General features: G+C 43.9%; 17 protein-coding genes. All 17 read right to left on the bottom strand.

Going from position 1 to position 24,754, the window contains the following annotated elements; translation table 11 throughout:
* Positions 1 to 11: 11 nt before the first annotated feature.
* Positions 12 to 1,361, bottom strand: coding sequence for an ATP-binding protein (locus OU792_RS04465; RefSeq protein ID WP_274669583.1), 1,350 nt, complete (start codon positions 1,359 to 1,361; stop codon positions 12 to 14).
* The gene (locus tag OU792_RS04460) at positions 1,355 to 2,890 is read right to left on the bottom strand and encodes a contractile injection system tape measure protein (protein ID WP_274669582.1); all 1,536 of its coding nucleotides are present in this window, start codon (positions 2,888 to 2,890) and stop codon (positions 1,355 to 1,357) included. Before OU792_RS04460 ends, OU792_RS04465 begins: the two co-directional genes overlap by 7 nt.
* Positions 2,890 to 6,240, bottom strand: coding sequence for a hypothetical protein (locus OU792_RS04455; RefSeq protein ID WP_274669581.1), 3,351 nt, complete (start codon positions 6,238 to 6,240; stop codon positions 2,890 to 2,892). Before OU792_RS04455 ends, OU792_RS04460 begins: the two co-directional genes overlap by 1 nt.
* Positions 6,241 to 6,250: 10 nt before the next feature.
* Positions 6,251 to 10,450 carry a hypothetical protein gene (locus OU792_RS04450; RefSeq protein WP_274669580.1) on the bottom strand — a complete coding sequence of 1,400 codons (4,200 nt, stop codon included), beginning with the start codon at positions 10,448 to 10,450 and terminating at the stop codon, positions 6,251 to 6,253.
* 3 nt (positions 10,451 to 10,453) lie between these two features.
* Complete coding sequence (locus tag OU792_RS04445; RefSeq protein ID WP_274669579.1) at positions 10,454 to 13,858, bottom strand: baseplate J/gp47 family protein; 3,405 nt, start codon at positions 13,856 to 13,858, stop codon at positions 10,454 to 10,456.
* The gene (locus OU792_RS04440; protein ID WP_100628888.1) at positions 13,855 to 14,268 is read right to left on the bottom strand and encodes a GPW/gp25 family protein; all 414 of its coding nucleotides are present in this window, start codon (positions 14,266 to 14,268) and stop codon (positions 13,855 to 13,857) included. The genes OU792_RS04445 and OU792_RS04440 overlap by 4 nt, the downstream gene beginning before the upstream one ends.
* 1 nt (position 14,269) lies before the next feature.
* Positions 14,270 to 14,548 carry a PAAR domain-containing protein gene (locus OU792_RS04435; RefSeq protein ID WP_024283988.1) on the bottom strand — a complete coding sequence of 93 codons (279 nt, stop codon included), beginning with the start codon at positions 14,546 to 14,548 and terminating at the stop codon, positions 14,270 to 14,272.
* A gap of 3 nt (positions 14,549 to 14,551) precedes the next feature.
* Positions 14,552 to 16,303 (bottom strand): type VI secretion system tip protein VgrG, encoded by a 1,752-nt coding sequence (vgrG, locus tag OU792_RS04430; RefSeq protein WP_274669578.1) that lies wholly within the window; start codon positions 16,301 to 16,303, stop codon positions 14,552 to 14,554.
* Positions 16,304 to 16,306: 3 nt separating this feature from the next.
* Positions 16,307 to 17,098: a CIS tube protein gene (locus OU792_RS04425; protein ID WP_100628890.1), complete on the bottom strand. Its 792-nt coding sequence runs from the start codon at positions 17,096 to 17,098 to the stop codon at positions 16,307 to 16,309.
* Positions 17,099 to 17,102: 4 nt separating this feature from the next.
* Positions 17,103 to 17,258 carry a DUF5908 family protein gene (locus OU792_RS04420; RefSeq protein ID WP_165967576.1) on the bottom strand — a complete coding sequence of 52 codons (156 nt, stop codon included), beginning with the start codon at positions 17,256 to 17,258 and terminating at the stop codon, positions 17,103 to 17,105.
* A gap of 1 nt (position 17,259) precedes the next feature.
* Complete coding sequence (locus tag OU792_RS04415) at positions 17,260 to 17,733, bottom strand: phage tail protein (protein ID WP_100628891.1); 474 nt, start codon at positions 17,731 to 17,733, stop codon at positions 17,260 to 17,262.
* 3 nt (positions 17,734 to 17,736) lie between these two features.
* Positions 17,737 to 18,171 (bottom strand): phage tail protein, encoded by a 435-nt coding sequence (locus OU792_RS04410; protein ID WP_024283984.1) that lies wholly within the window; start codon positions 18,169 to 18,171, stop codon positions 17,737 to 17,739.
* A gap of 20 nt (positions 18,172 to 18,191) precedes the next feature.
* Complete coding sequence (locus tag OU792_RS04405) at positions 18,192 to 19,631, bottom strand: phage tail sheath family protein (protein WP_134199072.1); 1,440 nt, start codon at positions 19,629 to 19,631, stop codon at positions 18,192 to 18,194.
* 22 nt (positions 19,632 to 19,653) lie between these two features.
* Positions 19,654 to 21,381, bottom strand: a complete 1,728-nt coding sequence (locus tag OU792_RS04400) for a phage tail sheath family protein (protein WP_274669577.1) — start codon at positions 21,379 to 21,381, stop codon at positions 19,654 to 19,656.
* Between the two features lie 11 nt (positions 21,382 to 21,392).
* Positions 21,393 to 22,523 carry a hypothetical protein gene (locus OU792_RS04395; RefSeq protein WP_134199076.1) on the bottom strand — a complete coding sequence of 377 codons (1,131 nt, stop codon included), beginning with the start codon at positions 22,521 to 22,523 and terminating at the stop codon, positions 21,393 to 21,395.
* Positions 22,520 to 23,128 (bottom strand): DUF4255 domain-containing protein, encoded by a 609-nt coding sequence (locus OU792_RS04390; RefSeq protein WP_134199078.1) that lies wholly within the window; start codon positions 23,126 to 23,128, stop codon positions 22,520 to 22,522. The genes OU792_RS04395 and OU792_RS04390 overlap by 4 nt, the downstream gene beginning before the upstream one ends.
* Before the next feature lie 249 nt (positions 23,129 to 23,377).
* A complete protein-coding gene (locus OU792_RS04385) occupies positions 23,378 to 24,742 on the bottom strand; it encodes a hypothetical protein (protein WP_134199080.1) in 1,365 nt (454 codons plus the stop codon).
* Between the last annotated feature and the right edge of the window lie 12 nt (positions 24,743 to 24,754).

Here is a 24,754-nt window from a genome sequence, read left to right as displayed (position 1 = left end):
AGAATTAGGGATTAAATGGTGCGACCTACTTTCTGAAATTCTCGCCGGATACCTTCCTGAATATCTTCCCGATGAACCCTTCGCTCTGGACGGTCCAAGGCCATCAGCAAGCTGTGCTGAACCACATTGATAATTGCTCCTCCGCTGAGCTCATAGCTGTTTGCGAGCTCCTTCAAATCAATTTTCTCTTCTAGTTTTGCTTGGATGGGGAATCCGTTTTTCCAAAGTTGATAGCGTTCCTCAGGATTGGGCACAGGAAAAAATATTGTGGACTGAAACCTTCGCATAAAGGCATCATCCAAGTTGCCTTTTAGGTTGGTGGCCAAAATGACCAAGCCATCATAGTCCTCGATGCGCTGCAAAAGATAAGATACCTCCTGATTGGCATAGCGATCATGTGCATCATTGACAGCGGTACGCTTACCGAAAAGAGCGTCAGCCTCATCAAAGAAAAGAATCCAGCCTTGGTGCTCGGCTTTATCGAAGACTTTTGAGAGATTTTTCTCGGTCTCGCCGATGTATTTGGAAATCATCCTCGAAAGGTCAATTCGATATACATCCAGGTCCATCTTTTTACCCAAAAGTGCTGCTGTTAAAGTTTTCCCTGTTCCAGGAGGTCCGTAAAAAAGGGCTTTGTAACCGGGCTTGAGAATGCGTTTCATTCCCCAGTTTTCCATCAGAAAATCTTTGTTTCTCAGCCAAGACTCTAACTCCCTCAATTGCTGCATCGTGTCATGTGGAAGGATGAGATCCTCCCAGTCCAGATTGGTGCGAAGCGGGTGGGCTGGAAAATCATTTCCAAATCTTGGATTTCGCTTTCTGCCGGTGGTCATGATATCTAGGATTTCTGGCTGGATCAAGAGTGTGCCGGATAGAAATGACTCTTCAGGGTCTACCTCTCCCATCGAAAGGATTTTCTCACGGAAAAGGATGCTTTCTTCCTCAAAAAGTGACTGGTACTTAAATCGCTTTGCCAAATCTCCTCCTGCAAGGATAAACATCACCGTTTCTCCTGTGGGTAAAATTCCACTGGCTCGCTTGCCCTTTTTCACACCAAACTCCGTATAGATTTGCTGAGTCTGTTGATTTCGGCTCATAAACATATCCAAGAGTTGTGGGCGGATATGTGGAACTGCAGCCATGATCAAGAGGAATCGATGTTCAGGACCTAAGTCGTATTTTTTGACCAACTCGACAAAAGGCGCATCCATGCCCTCCAAATCCGGGGCGGGGATTTCTAAAAGGTCACTCGGTCCTGTGCCTGGTTTAGCATTTTGGATGGAACGAGCCTTGAGTATTTGCTGTAGCCATTCGAGCTCCAATTGAATGCAGTGGGCGTTATCATTGTGTAAATTCACCATTCTGTGATTAGGGTTTGATCCATCCAGGGCAGCTTGATAATTGAAATCGCCCAAGGAAGCCTATCAATCAAAATGTCAATAGCGGATCGGTTGATTTTCAGCTTGTATCCGGAGTCTATTTTCCTTATAGAGCCTTCCCGAGGGAAAAATCCTTTAGCCAAAGCGGGACCGGAGGTGGTTTTCAAAGCCTTCCAATGATGGGCCACGGACTCGAGTAGTGCCATGGACTCTTCTTTCTCAGCGTCAGAAAGGCTTGCCTTTATTGGGATAGCTTGGTGAATTGGGATTCCACAGAGAATCTTGTTTAAAAGAAGGTCTTCCTCTGCATATTCAGTGCTAGGGTCTACAAGATATTGGAGCAAGAGTGCTGCTCTTTCCTGACTTGATTGATCCTTGAAATTTTTGTCTTCCAAGTATCCAAGGTTTGAGAAGAAATGCTTCAGAAAAGGAGCTAGGATGACTAACCCAGCATTGGAAACGATGAAAATCTCATCATCTTGAGGCTTTGGACTATCCAGCTTTTTTGGTTTTTCCTTGACTCTTTGATTTGAGTATTGGAGGTAAGCCTCAGTGAATTTATTCAACAGACTTTCTCTCCGCTGTCTTGTGGAAGACCAGCTTCTAAAAAAACCATAAGTTTGACTTTTTGTAAGTAATTCTTCTCCTACTCCCCTGATTTTTGTAGCGGTCATTTCAGGAGCTCTTTTTGAAAGAATCCAAGCCATCATGTGGATAAAGAAATCACTGTTTGTTTCTAAATCGGGCTTAAATATGGCCGCAAAAAACTTCCTGATTTCTTCTTCTGATTTCTCCGAAAAGGGCTTCAAGTCCATCACAAAGAATTCTATCAAGAGATCTTCCAACTGATCTTTTGTAAGCCAATGATTTACTAGGAGCTTTTTGCAAGCGGAATAGAGTCTTCGGGCATTATTAGAAAAATGAGGGCTAAGAAGGGAAAGTAAATCGTAGGTTTTTTGAAAATCAAGCACCTGAATTAGTCGATTCCACTCCTGAAAGGAAAAATTTTTCTGCTCAAAGAATTCAATCAATTTTGGACTTTCAGCATCAATTAATTCTTGTAAGACTGTTTTTAAAGAAGGCTTCTTTGAAGAAGAGGACCACCAAGGCCTGCTTCCATACCGGAGAAGATGAATAAATAATTCCCAAGTAGAATGGCTTTGCTCATCACTAGGAGAGCTTGTATCATTTGAATCCTGACTCCATTTTTCAAACTCTTTTCCTTTCAGTTTTTTGTCCAGTGAAACAGCTAATTGATCCTCCAATTGATTTTTAAGCCGTGACTTTAAAATGTCTAGATCCAGGCTTGGCGGGATGCTGCCTAGGTTTAGATCCAGACGATCAAGCCGAAGATGAAATCCATTTTGCTCATACCTGTCGAAAATTTCTTCCATGACTGGCAGGAGTTCTTTTTCGTAGATTTCTCCCCAGCGATTTTGATCCGCTCGGGCAAGCTCTTCCTCAGCATAACTAAGCTCCAGTCGCTGTGTATGGATAATATGCCTAGCCATTAGAAGCGCTTGAATTTGTTGATCAATTCACTTTTGTTCTCACTTGCCCTTACTTCAATATTCTTTTCCTCCAACACCTTTTTGAGGGTGTCTTTTTTGAGCACTTTAAGTTCTTCTTCCTTGAGAACTGATTCGGGGTTTTCTCTGAGGAAAGTAGCAATCAGCGTTTCTTTATCAGCTTCTTTTTCAAAAGTGATATTTCGATTGGCGAGTATGGTTTCTACTTCCTTCCTGTCTAGATTTTCCATAGTCACCACATACCCTTCTGTGGGCACTACCCTTTGGAAAGGCATAAGTTGGAAATCAGCAGTTGTCTCTGAGCAGATGAATCGTTCTTGCGAAATATATCCATCCCGAGAGACGACGATAGTCTGACCAGGGCTTGGGAAGCCAAGTTCGTAAATACCATTTTCACTTGCTTGTGTCTGAATATCCGTGTTTTTAATTCGGATAATTGCCGCCCGAATGGGCTTTCCATTTGCATCTGTGACAGTTCCTTGGATTCCTTGACTGATACAGTCATTTCCAGATCCGCCACAGTTAGCTTGCTGATAGTCAAGAATCAAGCGGTTCAACTTCGTGCCTGTCTCTCCCGTGAAGGAAATACCCAAACAAGTAAGAAGAGCCTTTTTACTTTCATCGGATTCTAACGGTCCTTGAGTCATTTCGAGGGAAGTGAATCCTTTGGTTTCCTGTAGGCTAGCTAAAAGTAAATCGATGGTTTGTTCAGGATTGGCTAAATCCGGGATATTGATATCTCGGAAATTCAGTGTTGCTCTGACATTTTTTTCTCCCCAGCATTTCAAAATTTCTGCAGAGTAACATGACTTGGCATTTTCATGGACTAGAATGGTTACTTTTCCTTTATCTGATTTTCCAGTCTCTTTATCCACGAGTTTGTATTCGAAGCGATCAATACCTACAAAGTCCTTTTTAGGGGTATATAAAAACTTGTTTTTGCTTTCATCTTGATTGACCTCACCTCCTTCATCACTTTGAGAAGAGACCAAGATTACCTCGTAAGTTCTAGGGATAGCCAGGCGGTCATTGAGGCTTGGCTCTACCAAAATGGGGACATTTGCAAGTGTGACTGCGTAATCGGGTCGAGCAAAGGGAGGCAGTAGCCCCCAGTCCAAATTTTCGCAGGCATCAAAGCAATCCTCACAGGAGCAAATTTCTCCCGGCAAGGAGAAGTCTCCGATGATCCGCTCAGATTTTTGATGATAAAGCAAAATAAATGTCCCTCCTCTGTAAGCTCCCGATTGGTGCTCGAGTCCGGGATTTCTTTTAAGGAAATCGGCAAAAAGGTTGTTTCTACTTAGCTGTTGAATTCTATTGAGATAGGAAAGGTATAGTCGTTGAATTTTGCTGAAGAAAACCAAGTCCAAAAGACGATAAAGCAATGGAGACATTCTGGAAATGATACCATTGTACATCTGAAGCACAATATTTGGAATTTGAGGGGTAACCCGTAGGCGATTGATCAGGCGAAGGCGGAGAAGTAAAAAGTCAAGGATAAGCTCCAAGAGTTCTTTGTAAGCCTCCTGAAATTTCTCCCAGTCCAATTGATCCAAGCATTCTGGTAAGGATTCGCTGACTCGTTTTAGGAATATTTCGCCGCTGTCTTCTTTGATAGTTTCTTTGGCGGTTCGAAGGTTTTCAGAGTTGAATTCGGCACGGATACTTTTCACATATTCAATGACTTCACGAATGTCTCTCGCCGTACCGATGAGAAGTAATCGCTGATGGGCATATTCCTCCTGTAGATCATGCCAGCCACATCGATCACGCGTTTCTTCCTCACCCTCATCCAAGTGCAGTGCATGTACATGAATGGGAAGGTTGAATTGTTTGATCAATTTTCCAATACTTTTTTGAGCTTCTGCCAGGCTTTGACTCAGATGACCTTCGACTCTGAAAAACGGATAGAGATCCAAATCATAGTTGAGAGGGCTTTCAAGAAATCCATCTTTTTCCGACGGAGAATCAGGCTGGTTATCATAGGAAAGTACGCCTTGCCGCTGTGGAGACCAGGTGTTTTTCCGCTGTGGATCTGGCCAGGATTTTTCCAAGGAATACCAGGAACCCGTTTTGCCTTTGCTTTTGATATCATAGTAGTAGGGAATGCTCCGCTCTCCCAATAATCCATATTTTTCCTTGGAAGGAGTGATCTTCACCGGGTATTCCTTTCCCCCCTCCTGAATGATAGATAGTTCCAATGTCTCGATCATCAAGATCAATCGGCGGTATTGTTGGGCAAGTCGCTCTTTCTCCTCCCGCTGATCATTGTAAATGGGGGGCTGCACAAAACCGTGTCGGTATTGATAGAATTCTGCGGCAGTTTCTGACTGCACCCGAGCTCTTCCCAGCATCAAATGGAGAGGGAAAAGGGAAGGGTCCGTGGGGCAGCTATACCATAAATTCCGACCAGTTTCCAAAAACTCCGTCCAAGCAAGGACCAACTCCTTGAAGAAATCATAGAGGTATTGAATGCCTAAGATATTTTGGTCATCTGCAGAAATGAGTTCTTCGATTTTTTTGATTTTTTCCCGAAGACTGTCTGATTCAAAAGGGTTATTGAAATCAAATGTCTTATCCAAAATGGGCGAAAAAACCCCAAAACCCTTGGAAACACTTTCCCAGAAGTTATTGGAAAGAAGCTCCTTTATGGGTTTCTGATAGTTTTTGACAAAAGCTTCCCAATTACTGGACTCAGGTCCATTTGGAGAAAAAAGTGGACGTTTGATTTGGAAATCTACTAAGTCGAGTGCCTGTCCAAAGTCTCCAGATACATTACCAGTCCGTTCGGGGAGGATCCGGTCAAGGTCTTCTTTGGAAATCAAGAGTCTGCGCAGCGTTAGCAATCGGTTTTGACCTCGATCATCACAGGAGTTCCCTAGGCATGACTTAAGGTCTTGATCGAATATTTCCAAGAAAAGAAGGACAAACTTGTCATTTAAAAAATTGGAGGGATTGGTTAATTTCTTGACTGTTTCATCATCATCGGGCTCCTCGCTAAGAATCTCGTGCAGCTCGATGTCTTGACCATCCTTTCCAAAGGGTGCATAGCTGACACCCTCGGGTAGCGTATAGGGGCGGTAGTATTTTCCTTCGAAATCTCTTCCGATCTGAATCAGAAATCCTTCTGAAGTGATTCCCAATCCTTTGCTAATCAGGAGACCGCCGGAAAGCGGCTTGATCTTGAGGCCGCAAACAATACCGATGCCTATTAACTTGGATCGGGTCAGTCGATTTTGCTGATCGAGATAGGCGCTGAGCTGATTGAGCTGGGCACTGGTGAGGACTTGGCTTCCTTCAAAAATCGGATAATTGGAAATAAGCTGGCTCATAGTATTCGGATTAGAATTCTCCCAGAGATGAGAAATTGAGAATAATGGAATTGTCCAGATTGTCATCCTCGTCGCAGTCATGTAATGTACCGGCGGGATAGACGTTTCGGACTTGTTCTAGCGCTTCAATCAGCCTTTGGAGGGCTTGGGAAAGGTGAAGCGGATGGGGTACGGATTTCTGAGCTTCGAGATGCCAAAGTTTCCAGGCGAGTTCAAGCTCCTCCATATGCGCAGGACTGATCCAACACACCGTAAGGAATACATGTGCCGGAGTCTCTAGTTTGATCTTTTTTTCTATAAATTTTCGGAAGTCTCGATTGGTAAATCGGCCTGCCCAAAATGGTAAAATGAGATGACCCATACAGGTATAGGGATCATCTAGGGTGCATTCACATTCTTCTTGGAAGTGAGGGTCAAGCAGGCGGTCTTCAATTGTTGAGGTCAACGGGTTTCCTAATTCATCAGGATAAGTATAGGAGCCCTTGTATTTGGGTCTCAAAAGTATGTGCTCGAATAGGTGACTTCCTTCTAGGTCAAAAAACTCCTTTTGAAAGAATTGCTGTATAGCTTCAATGGCTTTTTCTTCCTCTCCACCATGCACTTGCACTTTATTGCCAAGTACCCTAAGAACTTCGAAGGTTTTACTGATGATGACTTCCCCTCCCTCCAAGTCTGGTCTTGGAGATTTTTTTGTTACCAAAGTGGTATCACTTCCTGATACTCGACTTTCAAGTATTTCATAAGATAATGAAGTCAATTCACCTTGTAGGGAGAAACTAATATTGACCTGATCTCCTTGGCTCCAAAGGGTATGTTGGTCGCCTCCAATCGTGATTTCGTGTAAGTCCGAATCAACACTTAGAATGGGAAAGCCTTTTCTGAATTCGATCAAATCCTTTTTCTGAGGAACCTGATCAAACTTCAAAAGAAGTTGGCTGCCTTGAGCCACGGCTTGTTCAAGATTTATTTCAATTTCAGGGAAACCCGTTTGCTGGAGATAAGCAGAACCAAATACCCCAGCTAGCAAATCGGAAGCGAGGGAGGCATTGAAATCGGCTTCGCTGGACTTAGCCAGAGTATTTCCAAATACAGGGTCTACCAGGTAAAAATGATAAGGAGAAGCATCATTTGGATCTAATTGATAGCCCGAGGGCCGAGAAGCAGAAGCGACCAATTGCCAAATATGAGTTTTGATTCTTTCCTCAGCTAAATCTTCCAGTTCCTCCTCGGTAGTTGCATCGGGGACTTCCTCAGTGATTTTTCCAGTGAGGATTTGATTTCCCTGCCCAAATGGAGCGTCAAAGAATTCGAATTCGATCTCGTAACGTGGAGGTTCAGTGGCAAGGCTCACCTGAATGCTGTAATCATACCAGTTTTCGAGATTTAGGCTAAGACTTTTTCGGTTAGCACGAGCGTTAAAGAGAAACTCTTCCCTGAAGATGGCATTTACTTTCTCGATAAAAATTGCTGCTTCTCCACCGCTGTCCGAATTGGGGAAATCTTTTTTAATGCTTTCCCCGATTATTTCTTCTTCATAAATAAGCTCGACCAGATAATTTCCGCTTGATCCTGTGATACTGAAATTTTCAGAATTTGAGCCAAGGCTAATAACTTTTTCCAGTGCTAAAGCAGCTTCTCCATAAGATTCAAATAGCTCGGTCAGGGTAAATATTTCTTGGTCTAATTCGTCTTTTACCCAAACAGTCCAGCCAGTCAAGTCTTCACGAATTTCGAAGGAGGGGCTGAACCGCAACCAAGACCAATCTTTTTTCTTGAATCCATAAAGAGCTCCGATTCTATCCTCCAATCCTGATTGATTTTCAATATGGAAAAATGAATCTTGTTTCGAGTAATCATAGCCCTGACCTCTTCTCGATGAGATTTGTGGGTAATTATTTAGCAATCTGAGCTTGTCGTCTATCAGTTGGCGCTTGGCGGTGGTGGTTCCGATTCGTACACTCAGGCTTGCATAGTCCACCACCTGCTCGGCAAATCTTCCCAAAAGGTGATTCAGGAATTCATTCCGCCGTGTCAAGTAGGTTTCCTCTGATTCTGCGAGGTTTTTCACCACATGTTCTAATCCGACCAGGTCCTTCCATAGATCGGCTGAGTCGGGAACTAGGTTTTCCAAGCTTTTTGTGAAATAAGTCCGATCAATCAGGGGGTTGCCAAAAGAATCCCGCTCTGCTGACATAGAAAAGAGGTCCCTGATATGGGATAATTGCTGCAGGTAATTGACCAGAAACTGCTCAAAAACCATCAAATAGGCCTTGAGCTGCTTCACTTCATGTTTTTTTGGCCTACCGGGAGCAGCTGGCAGCATTCCATCCTCACCGAGTCCATATACTTGAGGAAAATCATTTTGGATGGAGAAATAATCTCCGGGATCCATGAATGTGCCACGTGGTAATTCAAAATCTACCTGCGCATTGCGAATTTTTTGAGTTCGCTCGGTTTCTTTTTGTGTGGAAAGGATATCCTCCACCTCTTCCCGGTTGGCAACAAAAGGAAGCTCCTCTTTGTAATAAACCAACTTACTTTCAGGGATATTTAAGCGTGGGACGTAGTTTTTATCAACTGCCAGCTCCAGACACCACTTGACGCTTTTACTAGGGATTTCTCCACTTTCATTATCCTGAGGTTTGTTGGCAATTTGAATGCTTTTCACGGCCTTGACCCCAGGAATATCCATGATGAGGTGGATAAGGTCGGATACATGGATTTTCGATTTTCTACTGGCTTTTTCCAGCTCCTCTTCATCAATGAATCCATGTTTGAGAAGTGGACCTTCAAAAATCTTTTCAGTTGGGGTGCACTGCTCAGAAGACCAGTCTCCGATAAAGACTCGATCCTCATCTTGCAAAATAGGGCTTGGAAAAGCGGGGCTAACCTGTATTTGAGCAAGATTGGGAGATTTCTTGTCAGGGCTTATTGAGGTGACCGAATAGCTGCCCACATTATTTCCCGATCCAACGATGCTAATCAGCGAGCCTATTTTTGGATACTCTTCTTCGGCAAGATTAAGCCATATTTTCCCAGGCTTTTGCTCAAATCGCCGGATTTCGAGATTCCCTGATTTACAGCGATGCAGCATCTCATCCAACTGATAAAAATTAACCTGAGGGGAAAGAAATTTGGAGATTTGGGTGAAAATAGCAGCCTCTGTAGCTTCCACATCGGCCTCTGCAAGCAGCTCGATATCCGCACAAATAAGAATTTCCTCTACACGAAGGGCGTGGAAATTGACGAAATCCTCACAAAGGTTGCGGTTGGCATACAGTGTTTTTTTTGCCTCAGCCAGAATCTCTTTCACCTTCTTGATTTTTAGAAGGTAAAAACTCAAAATCCCATCCTCGTTTTTGAAGACAAAGTTGTTTACTTGGGTATTGATAGCGGTAAGCCCATCTATGGCTTTTAGTCCAGATGGGGTCAATTCACTCCCTTCAATTTTTATCGCGTTGGAAGGGGTAGTGCGATAGGTTAATTCAAAATTATCAGGGACATTCTGGTATTGGACGATAATATCGATAATCGATTTTTTGATCTCAGTGGGATCATTCCAATCGATTTCAGCATCCCATCGTGGGAATTCTACTTGGATATCGATGACCATTCCTGCAAGGTCAGGGTGCTCATCGAGTTGGATTTCCATTGAGATTTTATTCTCATTCAGATCTCCTAGGAGCTCGTTTTCATCAAATTCCAGCAAGACATCGTATAGAATCCCCATTTGAAGTGCTTTTTCTGATTTGGGGAAGGGCTGGTAGGCGAGCTTTTTTTCTTTTCGATCTGGGAAAACAGGAATCTCATTGCTTGGTCGGATTTCAATCCAGGCATTTTTTATACCTGCATAGAGATCTTTTCCATCAAGGTTTTCTACCACCTCGACATCCATCAGAAGTTTCCGGTAGTCGTTGATCGTCAGTGCTTTGGAGGGAAGAATCTCTGAAGCCTTAAAAAATTGATCTTTCAGACTTCCTGTCGAGTCAGCCAGTAAATCTGAAATAGGGAGATTGCTCCGGTACCCCAAATCGGTTATTGCGTAGCAGAGAACCTCCAGAATAGTCATTCCTGGATCATGCGCATTGTAATCAGTCCAGATTTTTCCAGATAGGCGCTGAATGTATGCTATCGCCTCTTTTCGCAAGAGTTCATAATCCATCACTGGATTTTGAGACTTTTCCTTCGATATGGTTGTCGGTGTGAGCATAGCTTAGGTTTCGTAGGCTTCGTCCATGTCTGAGTCCTCAGATGAGGCAATCGTTACAGCGGCTTTTATTTCATTATCAGGACATTCGCAATCCTCGCCTTCTAATACTTCCAACAGATGATCCCCGTAATTGCCAATGACACCGGCTGATCCCAAGATGGATATCCCCGTACTACCCTTTGCTTCTTCGACCCTTTTCTTGGAAATGAGATTCCCATCGACAGGATTTCGGATAATCTGATACAATTCAAAACAGGTCAAATAGTCGATATAAGACCGCTTTTCGATGAAGTGGAGCACTTGTGAACTGTGTACTTCACCTGCAAAATCAAATCCTTCAGGCAGCTGATAGGCCCATGGTGACAAAAAGGTTTTGATTTCATCTTCTAGTTTTTTGGTAAAAAAGCTTGCATCGATTCCAGGGCGGTATTTGATTTTAGTCTTGACCTGCAGCTCCTCGTAAATGGGATTTACCACATGAAGGAATACCCCCGGAGGATTGATTTTTTCAAGAAATTCCTTCACTGCTGCGATTAGGGCTACACTTGCTTTGGGTCTTAGCGGGTCGATCGCATTTTGATTCAGCACATTGGCTATAATGACAACGGTCACATGGCGAGGTGCCAATGCCCGGTATTTCTCCAGATTTCCATCGTAGAAGGTGTGATTGAGAACTTTCACTTGATAGATCTCAGGAAACTGCTCTAGCACCAAATGCTCATAATCCCATCGTGTAATGGCTCGTTGCTTGTGTCTTAACCTTTCTGAGATTCGCTGATAAAAATCTTCAGGTTGCTCTGGGACTTTCCCTCCAAAAGATCCAAATGGCTGAGATATTTTACTGATTTGGCTTTGTCCGGATACTAGCTTGGAGATGGAATCGGCAGGAAGTGCTTCAGCCAACCTGTCCGGATCGTTGTCTTGGTCTTCAAAAGTCACCCGAATCGCCTGGGCTAAAATCTGAGTGAAAAGGGGAATGGCATCACTATTATTCTCTACTGATGCTCGGATCCAGGTAAGTCCATCCGAATGGATCGTATGAGAGGAATTTGCTGCTTTCGGTGGAGTAAAGCCAATTATCCCGGTTTGGATCAGCCCTTTGGTTTCGTCCACGGTGATATCCAACTTGTCAAAAGAAATCCAGGTATTATCACTCAAGTAGCTCCAATTGACGGTGGGCACAGGCTTTTCAGGGTTGCCGCTTCCATCCAATACATGAATCAATAATTGGAATGACTGAGCTGGGAGATGATTTTTTAAACCGATAAAAAGTATCCCCTCGGCTTCATAATCGGGAAGTAGTTTCAAGCCTTTGGGATTGGAATCTAACTTTGCATCTCCAAACGCATCAATATGCAAAAAATCAGAATCAGAATCCCGATCCAATGAAAAACTATCTGTGGCCACATAATCCAGTTTAATGGATTTGATTTCGGGAGAATAAGGTTCTTTTGGGAGTGGAGTATTTCCAGTTGTATCCTTATTTAAGGCAATGATAGCTTTGGCCAAATCACTTGGATATTCCTTATGGCCAAAATCTATTCCTGCCAAACTCAGTCGAAGAAACCCCCTGCGAATACTTGGCCCCCATTCCGTAAATGAGGGCATATCGGGCTCAGCCTGTAATTTTTCCAGAAAAGTACTTTCAAATGAAAGGGCCTGATTAGTTTGAAGGGTTTGGTTATTGGTTTGCTTAAATAGCTTCAGTTGAGGGCCCGGTAGCCAAGCCTTATCATCGAGGATGGCAGTTTGGACCAAAAAGCTGTCATTTTTGCGGTCTTTATTGGTATAGGCAGAATAGTGATTACCCAAATTTGATGGGAGACCAAACCATTCAAAATGAAGTTTTAAGGACTCTAGTTTTTTAGCGAAAGCTTCTTTGCTACCAATGTAGAATGAAGAGCCTATCTGGGGCCGAAATCCAAAAGGAAAAATATTCTTGCCCACAGGAAGAATGGATTGATCATTTTGAAGAATGAGGTTTTCCACACCCTTGACCTCGGTTCGGATATCGACAGCAGTCACTTCGACTTCTTTCAGGACGCTGTAAGGGTAGCTTTGGATTGTGTCTGCCAGTTCGACTTTAAGGACAGGTTGCTTCGTCTTGAATTTTTGTAAAAGTACCTCCTCGGAATATGCGACTACCGCTGCCTGATCGGGATTGAGATGAATATTCAAAACCAATACAAGCTGCTCTTCCTTTTGTTGAATCCAGTGGGCTTTGGTCCTGAAGCTGTATTCTAGGTCTTCCAACTTGTCCTTTCCCATTCCTCTGACATCCTTCAATTGCTCTAGCTCCTCAAAACGGCCACCCAATGCAGTTCTTCTGGCAAGGATGTTTTTGGCGGTGACTTCTCCGATGTCATATCCTTTGAAGGGTCGATGTTTCCCAAATTCAGGGTTGTCAAAAATGGGTCCCATCTGTGGTTCAATCCCGGCAATATCCGACCATTTGGAAGCCTTATTGATAAAATCTAAAGCCTCCTGTTTTGCTTCCAATTCCGACTCCGGCAGGTACGGACTTGCTTCAATCCAATCTTCTTCACCACTCAACCAAAAGCGAAAAGAGGAATCAAGATGTAGCGAAAGAAGTTTGTCTAAGAGGCCTTCTTTCTTTTTGATGTGGAGGGAAAGCTTGATTTTCCGATGACCTTCTAGCAAGTGTAGCGTAGGGGATGCAATAGCAAATCCCAAAATGGCCATTTCTCTTTCAGAATCCGGGAAAAGTGCATCGGGTCGCCCAAATGACTGCCATCTTCCATCAGGTTCAGCTATTTCTCCACCTTTTCCGTCTGAAGAATTTGCGATACTGGATTTGTAAAATCTTGAATTCTCATCCCGATACAAGGCTTGAATAGCTGCTACCTCTGTTTTATTTAAGACTTGGTCAGTTGGATTTTTGAAGGTGACTTCTTTCCCCAAATCATCCTTTCCAGCCTTGAAACCAGTGTTTTTTGGCAAAAGGTATTCGTGAACATGCTTGGCTAGCTGCAAAATCAAATAGGCTTGGTCTGCCTCAGCTGGTTTTTCGCGAAGCTTTAAAACATCTCTGTAGAAAAAGTCCAAGTGCTTTTTGCTTAGGCTGTTCAGCTCTTTTTGAGCGAGAGAGAAGGCTTGAAGAAATGCCAAGAAAAGCGCAAAGTGAGGAGAGTTTCTTTCCTCTTCGCTGATCTTTTTTTCGAAAAATGGTTTCCAATCTCCATTGAATTCCACTGTTTCCTTATCCCCAACTTTCTTGGATTCAGCAAATCGGAGTTGCTCTGCTATGCCAATTGCGAAAGCCTTGAGCTCATCTATTTTCCTGGCATCTACAGCGACATAGCTGGGCAAGAGGCTTTCCAGCAGCCGGTTTCCCCGATTGGTTCCGCTTCCTGGAGCGACTAGGCTATGGCAATTGTCTTGACTCATAGTTCGGTGTCTGTGGCTTCAATACTCAAGTATGGATAGACTAGATTTTTTCGGTTGTTGGTGGCAATGATTCGATAGTTGATGAGCACTTCCACCTTGCCTTCCTCATAATTTGGACGCATATCGATCTCCTCCGCTTTTACCCTTGGTTCATGAAATAAAATGGCCCGCTTGATTCTGTTGATGATGATGGTAGCCGTGGTAACATTGAGAGCTTCGAAAAGCAGGTCTTCCATGTTGGCCCCATAATCCGGTCGCATGACTCTTTCCCCAACTGTGGTATTCAGTAGGATGATGAGACTTTGCCGAATGTCCTCTTCCTTTTCAGCCAAGACTACTTCAGCTGAGCCTTTGTCAAAGGATACCGGGAATCCCCAGCCTCTTCCCAAAAATGAATTATTGTCTTCCATATCATCCAATGATTACAGTGGGTTCGCCAATGACTGCGGATGCGCCACATCCACAGGTATCTCCAACTCGCAAGGCTGGCACGCCTCCGATCATTACTGTAGCACTTCCTATTGTAAATGGGCTAGATGTCGGCTGATGTCCAGAGGGTGGTAAAGCGCACACATGCATATCCCCCATTACTGCAGCCGGCATACCTCCGATAAGTACGGTTGCTTGTCCGGGCCCAACGATGGTTCCTCCGTGATTTGTAAGATCGGTGACTCTTGCTGCTGCTGGCATGGCTTAGTTGATTTGTACAATTGATCCTCGTATTTCTGTATTCCCTGAGGAAGTAAATGCTGCTGAAGCACCACCTTCAGCATTCAATCCTGCCGAGGCTTTCAATTCTATATTGGTGCCTTCCATTTTGATGTCTCCTGAGGCCTTAATCTGAATATCACTATTACTTTCTAGCTCTATTCCTTCACTGCTCATTTTAAATCGGTTGCTATTTTCATCCTCTATTAAAATGCTCCCATCTTCTTCACTGATGAAGATTTGATTGCCATTTGGCGTATCGATTTTGAGTGAAACTACCTCGTCATTAAAGAGAATTCGCATTCCAGATCGTGTGAAGATTCCCTTTTCGTGATTGTCATCTGAAGGCTCCAGAGGTGCTGCTTTGGCACTGCTGTAGAGTTTGCCAAGGACTACTGCATCCCGTGGGTCTTCGTTGATGAATCCGACGATTACTTCATCTTCGATTTCTGGATAGAAAAAGCTGCCCCTTCCATCTCCTGCGTCAATTTGGGCCAATCGTGCCCATATTCCTTCCTCTTCAGCTTTGATCATGGGGATGACGACTTTCACTCTGAATTCGCCTTCCGGATCGTCTTGTAGCATCGTCACTTTTCCAACCTGCAGTCCTTTGATAGCCGGCAAAAGCCCCGCCGCAGGCGCATCCTGAATATCATCGTAGGTGTAGGCAATGAGCTTTGGGTCCAGACCAATTCCCAGATGGGTAAACCATTTCTGATTTGGTGAAATCTCATGATACACGGAGGAGACAAAAGCTTTTCCATTAAATCGATCTCCGAATCCTTGTAGGGATACCAAATCACCCGGACGGATACTGTTATTTCCTAAAGTCTTCAGTCTGCCTTGGATTTTGGATAATCTGCTTCGGAAAAGGTTGGTGTCGGCCCAAGATTGAAGTTCCTCGTCTTTTTTGGGTCCGCCATGCTGTAGCTTGTTTTCGCTGAGCCCAATGACTGCTGCTAGGTCATCTGGACTGATGTTCCCATGGATATCCAAATTGGGGTTGGCAGATTCTTTTTCTTTCAGTTCTTGGAGGGATGCATCCCAACTCACGGCCCTACTCGAAGAATATTGCCTTCGGGCATCCATTTCGGCCTCGAAGCTGATCACATTCATTCCAAACTCCAGTTCAAGTACCGGTTCGCTACCAGTGTCAGGTTTGAAAACTTCTACCTCTCCTGCAGCTACGCAGACTATTTTCCCGGAAGATTCTGCTCTGGTAAGCATAAAATCCCAATCTGAGCAATAATACTGCACCATTTCAGCATGATTTGGCTGGGTGCTTTCCACATTTGCACTTAGGTCAGGATAGCTGCTAATTAAAGTTTCGATGATTTCCGAATCGGAGGAGTCAAAAAAGTAATTGTTCTTTCGTCCCACGGTCATTCGAATGACAGGATCTCGAAGCTCTAAAACGAGTTTGGAAGAGTCCTTGCTGATATCCAGACCATGCTTGATGATGATTCCTTCGAATATTTGTTCTTCATCGTTATTGTAGCCTGCTTTGATTTCGATTTTTCTCCCTGGCACAAATAAGTCCCCATCACTTAATTCGAATTCACCCGTCGCCACATCTCCATCAAAGAGAACCAAGCGGGCAGCGGGAACCTTGTTGATCGCATGGGTCACAGCAAGCATGGCAACTCCCACAGAAGCAGGGAGCTCCTGACCTTCCGATAGGATGGTGTGAGTAGCCAAATCTGGATTGGTACGAGCGCTTACGGGTATGATGGGCATAGTTTAATTCTTTTGAACTGGCGGAAAGGAAAGCTCCTGTCCTATTTCTAGTTTTCGAAAGTTTTTCAATTGATTGATTCGGGCTATTTCCAAGTAGTAATCTGGGTTGCCGTAGATCCGCTGGCACATGATGGGGAGGGTGTCTCCTGCTTTTACCACTCGGACATGGGTGAGATCCGGCGAGTTGCGGGCAGTCTCTGCGGCCTGTTCTTCTCTGGATATGGATTGCTTGAATTTGGCTGAAATCGTTGCCCGGATAGGAAGTCCTGCCGAATTGAAGAGTTTGTAATTGATCGTAGCGCTTTCCAACACTCCCCGAAACTGAAATGCTCCCCAGTTGATTTGTAGAAAGTTGGGTTTGTGCGTGTCAGATTGGATTTTCTGCGTGATGTCTAGGAATCGCTGAATGGCCCGGTCCACATGTTTATCCTCTTGGATAAGTTGGATCGCTGATACCTTGTCATTGCTGATCAAATCTGTATTTGGCTTGCTGTCCCCCAAATAATCCAGGTTGATGTCTCCGGGCGAATCATTTCCCGGTGGTGAGGCAGCTGTCGCATCAAATAAAAACTCGAAGGTGACCGATTCAGACTGGTTCGAACGAAATTGATTCTGGGCTCCATCTGCGAGTCCCTCTTCTGGCACCCATTTATTTTGAACCTCCTGACTGTAAGCAGTCGGATTGTACATGACGACATAAGTTTGCCTGGAAGAAGTGAAAAAGTCATCCGAAAATGCGGTGATTTTCAGTTTTTCCAGACCTCCTAGCGGTGAGAATATGTCTTTAAGTGCCATGAGATTAGCGTTCGTTTTTATTTTTGATCAGGTGGACTATTTCTTCCATTCCTTTTTCCAAAGCTTCCACTCGAGGAATCGGACGTTTGGTACCGGTAGGCTTTTCATCTGCCGTATCCACGGTGGTACGAATGATTAATTCTTTGACTTCAATGGGCATATCAAATCGGTAAAAGGTCTGTTGGGTCAATTCTTCGGTAGTACTGATAAGCAAATTCAATTGACTCGATCATCAGGGTGTTTTCCATCGCATTGAGTCCTTCAATGTTCCATTTGACCGGCCAGGCATTGATGAAATTCCAAGCTTGAAGTGGCAGGTGTTGCTCATTGAGTAGGATAACTGTAATGTCCTGTGCTTCGAATTGAAAAGCTTCCACAGAATCCTTAAACCACTTCATCAGTTGGGACCCGACTAGCATTCCTCTTTTCATGGTAAGGTTTGGGTAGGAAACTGGATTTGGCATTCGATGCTTGAAGCGGTTTTCTCCTCCTTCAGCATATTCCTCTACTCCGATTTCTACACTTAGGCCACCTACTTCCTGAAACCCAACATCTGGAATTCCTGGATATTTGAGTAGAAGACCCTCAAATCGAACCAAGAAATGAAAACCGGTAGGTGGGTAGAAAAGCGCCATGGATTAGGGAGTTTCGATGGAAAGCCCTTCGTGGCAAAGCTCGATCGTCTCGATGGCCACTTCATTCCCTGTGGAGTTGAGTGAAGGGCCTTCTACCTTACATGGCCAGGCTTCTTTTACCTTCCAAACCATTACGGGTTCATGTTCTTCATTGAGAAGGCTGATGGTGAGATCTCGTCGTTCGATATTGTTTTTCCGGACGGTGTTGAGCCATTGGAAAAACTCATTATCGGCACGAAAGACTCCTCTTTTGAGTGTGATATTACTGTATTGAGGAATGCCGGGCATTTTACTGACGTGGTATTCCAGAGAGCTTCCTTCTCGATAGTCTATAGACTGAAGCTCTACTGTTAAGCCAGATACTTCGGTGAAACCTATTCGGGTACCGCCCCACTCTACCTGAAAATGAAAGACGGAAACTGGATATGCTACTGCCATGGTATTGAGATTTTAATGGTTTATGATTCTTGAAGTTTGTGTGAGAATTTCAGGATGATGAATTCTGCAGGTCGTACTGCTGCCAATCCGATTTCTACATTCATCCTTCCCTCGAGAATATCTTGAGCTGTCATGGTGCTTCCGAGTCCTACACGGACAAAAAAGGCATCCTCCGGTTTGGCTCCGGCCAGTGCACCATCTCTCCAAAGCTTGGAAAGGAAGTTTTCGATCATGGTTTTCACCCGAAGCCATGTGTTAGCATCATTGGGTTCGAAGACCACAAATTCGGTTGCTTTTTTAACTGATTCTTCAATGAAAATGAAGAGTCGTCTTACTGGTATGTAGCGCCATTCATTATCATTTCCTGCTAAGGTTCGGGCTCCCCAGACTAAGGTTCCTTTTCCGGTGAAGCTGCGAATGACATTGATAGACTTTCCTGAAGCAGCATCTACGTTAAGAGATCCTTGTTGCTCGTTTGTCACTTTGATGGAGGGCCCAATGATGGATCGTACGCTGACATTGGCAGGGGCTTTCCACACGCCCCGTTGACTGTCCACTCTGGCATAAATACCGGCTATTGCTCCGCTTGGGGGAAGAGTCACATAGAGTTTTGCAATTTCGGCTAGAATAGCCCGGTGGAGGCTCGGATCATTGGTGGCGATCCAGTCGAGCGTCTGCCCATTTGCATCTGTTGGGGTAGACGGAGCAGGAGTTTCGGTTCCTTCATAGCTACTGCTTTGTGCGACTGTAATTGAGCTATTATCAAAACCATAATTCAAGGCTGATTTGAGCTTGGGGTAATATGCTGCTCCATATTTCAGATCTGAGATGCCGAATGAACCTCTGAAATTGTCCGCATCTGTAATGGGGCCTGCTCCTTCCTCTTTTACATCCATGATGACAAAGCGATCCTGAAGCTTTTCGCATTGAGCTAGAGCTTGCTCATATACCTGTCCTGCATTTGCCAGTGAGAGATCATCCGGAAAAAGAATGAGTGTTGGTTCATCTACTTTTTCCAAAGCCGCTAATCCTCCCAGTAGACTGGTGCTGTCTGTCGGATCTCCTACACTCGGCCCTGCGGTGAAGTCATTGACTGATATGATGTAACAGGGTCCACCTCCATTGTCAAAAAACATTCGAAGGCTATAGTACATCTTATAAACAGAGGCCGATGAAGTCAAAGCTGCTGAAATAGTTCGCTCAGTAAGTTTGGTAGGAGGGCCTCCATAAGTATCCGTGATCGTGATAGTAATTGCCTCCGGGTTGGCCTTGCCAAAGATGGACTCATATTCAAGCATAGAGGTGATTCGAGTAGGAACACCCCGTACATCTTCTCCGTTTTTTGTAGCCTTATCGGTATGACCAATGAAGGCAGGTATGGCTGTCTCTACTGCTGCCACTGATGCAGGGAGTGTAGAGATCTCTTCTATATAGACGCCTGGTGTGAAGTAATTTGCCATGGTTTTATTTTTAATGGTTAGATCAACTTTCTTGAAGTTTGTGAGAGAATTTCAGGATGATGAATTCTGCAGGTCTCACGGCTGCCATGCCGATTTCCACATTCATACGACCCTCCAGAATATCCAATGAGGTCATGGTCTGACCCAATCCTACCCGGACAAAAAATGCCTGTTCAGGTTTTGCCCCAGCCAGTGCTCCTTCCCGCCATAGGCCGGATAGGAAGTTTTCGATCATGGCTTTTACCCGCATCCAGGTATTTGCATCGTTGGGCTCAAAAACCACAAACTCAGTAGCTTTTTTGACTGACTCTTCTACAAAAATGTAGAGCCTTCTGACTGGAATGTATCGCCATTCATTGTCATTTCCGGCCAGTGTTCTAGCCCCCCAGACCAAGTTGCCTTTGCTTGGGAAAAGCCGAATCGCATTGATTGATTTTCCAGAGGTAGCATCCACATTGAGTGGCTCCTGATCTTGCGATGAGAGAAGCACAGATGGCTGAGATACGCCGCGCAGGCTCACATTTGCCGGTGCTTTCCATACGCCTCGTTGACCATCTACGCGAGCATATACTCCCGCCATTGCTGCAGAAGGATAAAGAGTCATTACCTTGGATTCAAGCTTCGCCTTGATGGCATTGTAGAGTGATTTTTCAGCCTGGGGGATTCGAAGAGTGCCTCCAGGGCTAATAGTAGCTCCTCCGTCTCCATTGTCTGTATAAGTCAGAGCCAAGCTTTCACCGGCGCTTCCTTCGGCAGTAGCTTCAATGATGATCGTAGCTCCTGACCTTCGGGCGGTGTAGTTGGGATTTGCAGCTGCTTGGATGGCTACCAGTAAGTTTTCTGCTGATCCTGCATTGGCTGAAGGTCCAGGCTCTTTGGTAAATTCTGCCCCTTCGGTAAAGGTATCTGTGTCAATAGTGAAGGAGTCCAGATCAAGGTTAGCGTTGTTGGTGATTTGGATAATGCCTACTGCTCGGTTGCTACCCGTTCCCAGCATTTCTAAGGGCATTTGGTGAAAAGGACCTTGTGCTGTACCACCACGATTGTCTGTCAAAATGAGCGTTTTCTCATTGAAGTTTCTGAATAAAAATGTTTTCAAACCCGGATAGTAAGCTGCTCCATATTTCAAGTCGGATGTGCCTACCTGATTTCTGAATGCCGTGGCATCTTCTAGAGGCGTATTGTTGGTCGTGTGAAGGACATCCATAATCGCAAAGCGGTCCTGAAGCTTTGCACATTGTGCCAAAAGCTGATCATGTAGTGTGGTACGGTTGACATCAGAAAGAACTGCCGCTTCGGGGACTACAAGAAGTGTTGGCTCGTCCTCCTCCTCTAGAGCAGCTAAACCTGCCAGTAAGGCTGCCGGATCAATTTCATTTCCACTGGGATTGGAAATGTGAGTGCCTACGGATACGATGTAGCATGGTCCTCCTCCATTTAGGAAGTAGAGATAGACATGGTAGGGTAATAAGTAATTTGAAAAATGACTTGGGTCGGTAATAGTATAGCCCGGTTCGGTGCTCGTCAGGCTGACCTCATACCTTTCATAAAAAGAGTCCCCAAATATTTCCTTAAACTCCAGATATGAAGTTATCCGGGTTGGTTTATTGTTTGCGATTATTTCTCCGTTTTTCTCCCGTTTGGCGGTGTAGCCGATAAAGGCAGGGATAGCAGTGGCTACCGGTACGACGGAGGCTGGAAGAGTAGAGATTTCCTGGATATAAACTCCAGGAGTTTTAAAGTCTGCCATGGTCTGTGATGCTAGATGTATACATAGATTTCGGATATGGGGTCTCCTCCGTCAGTCTTGACAGGGCTGTGCCGGAGAGGATTGGGTAAATGAGAAAATAAAACCCGATTGCCTGGATTTCTTCGGAGCTCAAGGTTGAGCTTGGGCCTTTCGAAATATGGAATGGGTACCTGCGATCTGAAAATGACCGTTTCGTGATCATTGATCCGGATATCTGGATGGGGAGTACTTCCCAACTGATCAAATTGATATTGTGAATAGGGAGAGCTTGGGGGATTTTCCCTGTCCTCGATGATCAGGGTAGATGAGCTCAAGTCTATTCGATTATTTTGGTTGACGATGTAGTATGTCCACTTTGAGGTCTTTCTGTTTAGTTGTAGGCGATAAAACTCCTGCAATCCATATAAATGATCCGGTGAGTTGCTGTATCGAATCTGTACCACACCAAGGCTATTTGATATTTTTGGATCTGTGGATAAAAAAAAGTCACGCGTCCAAAGCGTCGTGGTATCTAAGTCATTTCGGAGTCGAATTGTGTACACTCCTTCCTTTTTACCATTTAGATTGATTTCAAATCGGACCTTCCCATCTGGTTCAGCTTGAATAGTTCGGTCCACCGGAAATGCTTGGCCATTGAAATCCTGACCTGAGCTGATTTTGTTCCCATCCGAATCCAGGACTTGAAGAATGACTATACTGGGATTTGGATTTAGTACTAATTCTGAGCTGAATCTCATGGGACGTCTTCCATCCAATATTTCATGTTCTAGGGACTCTGGACTCGAGGAATCGGTGGAAGCTTGGGCAGGAAGATTTTGAAAATGTAAAAAGTCACCAGAAGAAAATTTTCTGGGTAGTTTATCAAAATCGCTGACAGTTTGGATAAAAGCCTGATCAGTACTCTGCAGCAAAAAAGTGAATGTTTTCGGTCGAGGAAGATCTATTTCAGGGCTTACTAGGTCATTTTTTGCTCGATATAAAACTAAGGTGCCATTGGGAGTGTCTCTAAAAAGAATTCGCCCACTTTTGAAAAGGTTCTGCGTTTCTTTGGTGGGAATTAGATTGAGGTTTCTTCCTTTCCCATTTGCGAAAAACTCGTGTCGTATAGAAAGCTCGAAAAGTCTCTTGTAGATGATATTCATGACTTGTGCTGGCTTTGTGTGAATATCTGCTCGATCGGCTCACCCTGCTCGAGGACTGCATTTTCCTGAATGCTGATGGTTTTGATTTTATACAGCACACTGGGCAGGTATTTTGCACCTACCACAGACCAGAAATTGTAAAGCTGCTCGAAGGAATAGCTGTACAATTCCACTACTATCTTTTGAAGATTGGGATGGAAACTCCCCAAACCGGGGCTGTTTTCAGGCGTAAAGACGTTTTTCGATTGGAAAAAAGAAATTGCATAGCTCAGCTGCTTTAGCCCTTCCACATAATCATCCGAGGAGTTGTTAGGGTTCTTATTTTGAAAATTAGCCGTGATTAGGACGTAGAGGTTGAGTCGGATTTCGGGGTTTCGCTTCTCGACTTTTCCCACTGCATTGACGAATCGGTTTTGCTGGTCTTTATTGACCCGCTCTTCTTCGATATTGATCAGGGAAATACCCAAAGATTGATCAGGAATGGCTATTCCAGCCTCGTTGGTTACTCCAGAGAGATAAATCCGGGTTGTCGTAGGATCGCCTACCTTTAGTTTGATAAAGGTGTTTAACTCATCCGTAAGAAATTCTAAAACAGAATGGATCATCGACTAAAAGTGAAAGAATGAAAGAATATAAAGATCCTCTTAAGGTATTGAAGTGGCTTGGGCTTTGATAGGAAAAAATAAGATTGAAATAACTAGAAAAATTCTCATCAAAATATTGTAAAATCCTGAAAATCAATTAAATATAAACCAAAAAGAGTTTAAAAATAATCTCTATCTTTTTAAGATCTAAATTGCTTTTTATTTAATTAAAGAATTAAAAAAATTTAAATATTGAATTTTATCTAGAAATTATTTAACAATATTTTTATAAAACCACTGATCATAAGGAAGTAATTCAAATCCATCTGGGCGCCACTTGTATTCTCCTATTCTTTGGTTGAGTTTTTCCCATAGCGAAGATTCCAGAAGCCTTTCTACCTCGGTGTGTTGATGTAGATCTGAGAGCAAATGAAAGGCAGAATTCAATCGAATGCTAGCCTTGTGGCTCCATCTAGAAAGGAGTTTTCGAAAGTTTTCCATTTTGTACTCAAGCCAGTCCATATCTTTCTGCTCAAACAAAATCATTAACTCCAGCATTTTTGATCCCAAATAATAATCCGGAACCGACTTGAGGCGGGATTGGCAATCATGAATTAACTTCAACGCTGGTTTGTACTTTTCTAAGGAGAAAAACGTCAAAGCTTTCCAATATTCCCAGTGTGGATTTTTCTGAAGTTCGGGTCCATTAAGTTTTTGATGAATTACCTGTAATGCCTCGTCCCATTTTTTTTGATGAAATAGTGAAAGGAAATAATATTGAAAAAATGTCGATGGAACTTCCTGGTTTTTGAGTTTCGATTGTAGGTATTCTTCGCAAAGGGATTGGGCTGGGAGAAAGTCCATTTTTTCGAAGAGCAATTGCAGCTTGGCATGAAGAAATTCACACAAGGCAGAGTAGTCATCCGGTTCGGAAAACTCTTCACTTTCTACTTGCTCCATCAATAGGCTCGCCTCCTCATAATCTCTTTTTTGAATCGAATTTTTGAGGCTGCTTACCAATCCCCATTGTTTCCGATTTGCATTCAGTTTTTGAATCATCTGTCTCAACCATCGATTGGAGCTATGCAATTTTCCATCAGCGTGTATTTCAGACTGGCTTACCAATACCTGCAAATGGCACTTGATGGCAAGCTCGAGCTCCGGAAGGTCTTTGGTACTGAGTACGTGGCCAGATCCATATTCTTGTCCAATGGAGAATACAGTCAGTGCCAAATCGTGAAAGCCGCCTTCAATGGCCAGTTCCAGGCTCTTTTGAAGGAGTTTTGATCCTTCGTCTCGAAGATTTCGGGCAAGCAGCAGTTGAGATTGTAAGATTAATTCAGAACACCTGATGCGCTGATGGGCTTTGGTATTGACTGCAGATGGCTTGATCAAAACAGAGATTTCCTTGATCTCTTCCTTCAGCCGCTTTTTAAGCTGCGGAAAAGCATTGCTTTGATGATTAGGATAAAGTCTCTTTGCAAAAAAGTCATCCTCTTCATGTGGATTTCTAATCAGTAATCTAAGAAGGTCGAGCTTTTTTGACCTGGCTGTATTTCTTGCAGAAGCTAAATGAAGTAATTGCTCCTTTTCCTGTGTAGAAAAAGCATTCAAAATATCGTTGAGACGATCCATTTGTGAATTGGG

The organism is Algoriphagus sp. NF (assembly GCF_028823735.1).
In the GTDB taxonomy this organism is placed as follows: domain Bacteria; phylum Bacteroidota; class Bacteroidia; order Cytophagales; family Cyclobacteriaceae; genus Algoriphagus; species Algoriphagus marincola.
This window is presented reverse-complemented; position numbering and strand designations above follow the sequence as displayed.